This window comes from Rubrimonas sp., assembly GCF_036788415.1.
Taxonomy (GTDB): domain Bacteria; phylum Pseudomonadota; class Alphaproteobacteria; order Rhodobacterales; family Rhodobacteraceae; genus Rubrimonas.
On sequence record NZ_DAIQNN010000193.1, the window covers coordinates 1 to 3,024 of the forward strand.

General features: G+C 68.3%; 2 protein-coding genes and 1 pseudogene. All 3 read left to right on the forward strand.

Translation table 11 applies throughout. From position 1 onward, the window contains the following. Positions 1–36: 36 nt before the first annotated feature. A complete protein-coding gene (locus tag V7Q31_RS18325) occupies positions 37–1,056 on the forward strand; it encodes an amino acid ABC transporter substrate-binding protein (RefSeq protein ID WP_333835283.1) in 1,020 nt (339 codons plus the stop codon). A gap of 55 nt (positions 1,057–1,111) precedes the next feature. Further along, a complete protein-coding gene (locus V7Q31_RS18330) occupies positions 1,112–2,308 on the forward strand; it encodes an amino acid ABC transporter permease (RefSeq protein WP_333835284.1) in 1,197 nt (398 codons plus the stop codon). A 3-nt stretch (positions 2,309–2,311) separates the two neighbouring features. Continuing rightward, positions 2,312–3,024: pseudogene (locus tag V7Q31_RS18335) on the forward strand (hypothetical protein); the annotation flags it as partial.

Below are 3,024 nucleotides of genomic sequence, written 5' to 3' on the forward strand. Positions count from 1 at the left end.
CTCCGTCTCGGACATGAAACAGGGAAGAGGTATGCCATGCGGAATGTGATCGCTGTGGGCGCGATGGCGCTTGCGGGATTGGGGGCCGGCGCCGCCGGTGCGTCGACCCTCGACGAGGTGCGTGCGCGCGGGGCCGTCCAGTGCGGCGTCTCGACCGGCCTGCCCGGCTTTTCGTTCACGAAGGCCGACGGCGACTGGGACGGCTTCGACGTGGCCGTGTGCCGCGCGGTGGCGGCGGCCGTGTTCGGCGACGCGACCAAGGTCCGGTTCACCCCCGCCACATCGCAGGTGCGCTTCACGCTGCTGGCCTCGGGCGAGGTCGACCTGCTCGCGCGCAACACGACCTGGACCTTTTCCCGCGACACCGACCTCAAGTTCGAGTTCACCGGCGTCAACTACTATGACGGCCAGGGCTTCATGGTGCCGAAGGCGCTGGGCGTGACCTCGGCGAAGGAACTGAACGGCGCCACGGTCTGCATTCAGACCGGCACCACGACGGAACTCAACCTCGCCGACTTCTTCCGCGCCAACGGCATGATCTACGATCCGGTGCCGGTGTCCGACGACAAGGAGGCGCAGCAGAAGTACTTGTCGAACGCCTGCGACGTGTACACCACGGACGCCTCGGGCCTCGCCGCCGTGCGCGCCACCTTCCAGGACCCCTCGGCGCACGTCGTGTTGCCCGAGATCGTCTCGAAGGAGCCGCTCGGCCCGCTGGTCCGCCACGGCGACCACGAATGGGGCGACATCGTGCGCTGGTCGCTCAACGCCATGATCGCGGCCGAGGAACTCGGCGTCACCTCCGCGAACGTGGCGGAACTCGCCGCGGCCGCGGGCGACAATCCCGAGGTCAACCGCCTGCTCGGGACCGAGGGCGCCCTCGGCGCGATGATCGGCCTCGAGGCCGATTGGGCCGCGCAGATCATCGCGCAGGTCGGCAATTACGGCGAGGCGTTCGAGACCCATCTCGGCCCCAACACCGCGATCGGGCTCGAGCGCGGCCTGAACGCGCAGTGGACCGACGGCGGCCTGCTCTACGCCCCGCCCTTCCGCTGAGCCGACCCCGGCGCGCCGGCCTCCGGCGCGCCGCCCCTGCCCGACGGAGGCCCCCATGACCATCGCCGCCGAGGCGCCGCGCGAGACTTTCCGCATCGACATGCTGTGGAACGACGCGCGCTACCGTTCGACCTTCATCCAGACCATCGCGCTGATGCTGGTGATGCTGGGCTTCGCCTGGCTGTTCAGCAATGTCGCCAACAACCTCGCGGCGCTCGGCAAGGATTTCCGCTTCGGCTTCCTCTGGGAGACGGCCTCCTACGACATCAACCAGCGTCTGATCGACTACACGTCGCGCGACACGCATGGGCGCGCGGCGATCGTGGGCATCCTGAACACCCTTCTCATCGCCGTCCTCGGCTGCATCACGGCGACGATCGTCGGGATTCTGGCGGGCGTGGCGCGGTTGTCGAAGAACTGGATGCTCGCAAAGCTCATGACGATCTACGTCGAGGGCTTCCGCAACGTGCCGCTTCTGATCTGGATCCTGATGATCGCTGCGGCGGTGAACGAGACCTTTCCGCCCCCCAACGCCTATCGCGGCCTCGAGACGGGGGCCTTCGTGATGACCAACCGCGGCCTTTACGCCCCCCGGCCGCTTTGGGAGGCCGGGTCCTCGGCGGTGGTGGTCGCCGCGCTGCTGGGGTTGGCAGCGGCTTGGGCCGTCCGCCACTGGGCCGCCGCCCGCCAGGCCGCGACCGGCGAGCAACTGCCGGTGGGCTGGATCACCCTCGCCATCGTCGTCCTGCCGCCGTTGCTGGCCTTTCTGGTCATGGGCCGCCCAATCGCACTCGAATACGCGGAACTGCGCGGCTTCAACTTCGTCGGCGGCATCATGATGCGCGACAGTCTGATCGCGCTGTGGCTGGCGCTGTCCCTCTACACCGGGGCCTTCATCGCCGAGATCGTGCGCTCGGGCATACAGTCGGTCAGCCATGGCCAGACCGAGGCGGCCTTCGCGCTGGGGCTGCGGCCGAACCGGACCATGAACCTGGTGGTGCTGCCGCAGGCGCTGCGGGTCATCATCCCGCCGCTGATCTCGCAGTACCTCAACCTCACCAAGAACAGCTCGCTCGCCATCGCGGTCGGCTACATGGACGTGACCGGGACCCTGGGCGGCATCACGCTCAACCAGACCGGGCGCGAGATGGAGGCGATCCTGCTGCTGATGCTGTTCTACCTCGCAGCCTCGCTGACCATCTCGGGCGCGATGAACTGGTACAATTCCCGCGTCAAGCTGGTGGAGCGCTAGAACATGGCCCGCACCGTCGCCTATGTCGCCGAGCGATTCCACGAACCGGAGCCGCCGCCCTCCTCCTCGGTGGGGCCAATCGCCTGGATCCGCGAGAATCTCTTCTCGTCCCCGGCCAACGGCCTGATGACACTCGGCTCCCTGGCGATCGTGCTCTGGTTCGTGCCGGGTCTCGTGCAATGGGCCGTGCTGCACTCGGTCTGGAACGCCGGCTCGCTGAGCGAGTGTCGCGCGATCATCGCCGCCGCTCACGGCGAGGGCGCGGGCGGCGCCTGCTTCGCGGTGATCCGCGAGCGGTTCCCGCAGCTCATCTATGGCTTCTACCCGGTCGAGGAACGCTGGCGCGTGAACGTGACGGCCATGGGGCTGATCGCGGCGCTGGTGCCGGTGCTCTATCCGGACATGAGAAACCTCGTGCGCATTGCCGCGGCGCTGGTGGTGGCGAAGGGCCTTTTCGCCCTCTGGGCCGCCGCGACGGGGGGCGCGGACATCCTGTCCGCGCTGGGACCGACAGCCACCATCATGGCGGCGGCGGGGCTGCTGGCGTGGCGTTTCGGGGGTGCGGCGCACCGGCGCTGGTGGCTCCTGTTTTCGGGGCTGTTCCCGGCCATCGCTTATGTCCTGCTGTGGGGCGGCCTGTTCGGCCTCGAACCCATTCGTTCGGACCAGTTCGGCGGCTTCCTGCTGACCTTCGTGATCGGCATCATCGGCATAGG

Bases quoted from the DNA above. Each gene is read 5' to 3' on its own strand.
- V7Q31_RS18325 (WP_333835283.1), top strand. From the start codon at position 37: ATGCGGAATGTGATCGCTGTGGGCGCGATGGCGCTTGCGGGATTGGGG.
- V7Q31_RS18330 (WP_333835284.1), top strand. From the start codon at position 1,112: ATGACCATCGCCGCCGAGGCGCCGCGCGAGACTTTCCGCATCGACATG.